Annotated in this window: 2 protein-coding genes; both read left to right on the forward strand. The window is 43.6% G+C overall.

Annotated elements, in window-relative coordinates; translation table 11 throughout:
* Window positions 1–190 precede the first annotated feature (190 nt).
* On the forward strand, window positions 191–1,066 hold the full coding sequence (locus tag THS27_RS26165; protein ID WP_085595944.1) for a hypothetical protein: 876 nt from the start codon (window positions 191–193) through the stop codon (window positions 1,064–1,066).
* A 39-nt stretch (window positions 1,067–1,105) separates the two neighbouring features.
* A partial coding sequence (locus THS27_RS26170) for a hypothetical protein (protein WP_139835768.1) occupies window positions 1,106–1,591 on the forward strand: 486 nt, incomplete at its 3' end.

Raw genomic sequence — 1,591 nt, forward strand, 5'->3', positions numbered from 1 at the left:
TCTGAAATATCCCTGGTGGCAGCGGTCTTTGTTGGGGCGGAAGGAATTGCCGGAAGATATTGATCAACGTGCGGAAGAGTGGTTGCGGTTGCATCAGAAAAATGAGGCGTGAGATCCGAATATATTGTGTCTGGGTCCTTTTTGTCTTCGCATGGATAGTTTTTGTGCATGAAGGTGTTATAAGTCAAATATGTTAAAATCAAAGAAATCAGGGTTCGGTATAACGCTGAAAAAATATTTTAACGTGTCCCAATTTGAAGGGATATCGCATCCTTCCCGGGATATCGTTGATGTAGAGCAATACGAATTCGGTCGTTTGAAAATGGCATTTGGCCTCGCTGGTATTAGCGGATGGATACAAACAATAAGGCTTGTTGTTATCCCTTATTTTGCGGGGAATTTGGAGTGGATTGATAATTATTTAGGTATGGTGGGAAGAGGGTATTTGTGGGGGACAGATATCGGGTGGAAGAAGTCATATTTGTACGATTGTTTACGAGATCATTTTCTCTCATGCACCGATACGACTACACCGTTGGAATACGTTGCGATCCAGTTTTACGCAGAACCGATGCGATATATTTTAACACCTGTTGGTGCTTTAATCATGTTGACAATTCTGGTTGCTTATTTTTTTATCCGTCGTCCGGCGCCGTTCAGAGTTAATCGAAAACTTGACGCTATTTATGGCTGGGATTTGGGAGAGCTCTGGCTCTCGCCGGCTTCTGAATTCGACTTTTCTTATAAAGGTGAGTGGGATCCGCTGTCATTCCGGTTCTTTACTAGTGGTCCAATGGTTGTTCGCCTGAAAAACGCGAAAAACCCAAACAAGACGCGTAAATTCAAACTGGGCGGATATCCCCATTGGGATCGATTACATGGCAGGGTTTTGGGAAAGGCGACCACTGCATTCCTGAAAACATCGCGAACGCCGGACATTATCGAAAATGCGCCCAAACGATTGCCTCTGGCATGGTGGAAATGGGCCATTTTCCCTGTGGCGAAACTGCCGGACGATATTGATGCCCACGCCGAAGAGTGGCTTAGAAAATATAAATATTTGTGATCGCATAGCTCATACCTTGAGAAATTTTGGAAGTTTTGAATGAGCAGAGAAAAGTCAAATAATATTTATCTGGGCGTGGCGCTTGGTACATCAGGAATTGCTGATGTGGAGCGTTTTTTTGCCGGACTAAAAATGATCGCTGGTCTTGCGACAATATTGACACTGACTTTTACCGCTTATTATTTTTTGAAGCCCTATGATCCTTCCAATAGGATGGATAGATATTATAAAAATCAAGGGTTGAGCAAATGGGAGCAGCAAACATATTTTCTGGGATATTTGGGATACGGATATTTGTGGGGAGAGCACTCATCTTGGACGGCTACATATTATAAAGGTTGTGTTGAAGAGCATGCGTATGGTTGTGATTCCAAGACGACGCCCGCAGAATTCGTCTGGATTCAAATTAAAAAGGCACCGGGCGACTACATAAGAATGGCAATATTTTTTGCTTTTTGGTTCTGCCTCGGATTTGGTTATTTTTTCCTGCGCCGGCCCGTGCCAGTGCGCTTCAATCGTAATCTC

The sequence above is a fragment of the Thalassospira sp. MCCC 1A01428 genome (assembly GCF_002115825.1).
GTDB lineage: Bacteria > Pseudomonadota > Alphaproteobacteria > Rhodospirillales > Thalassospiraceae > Thalassospira.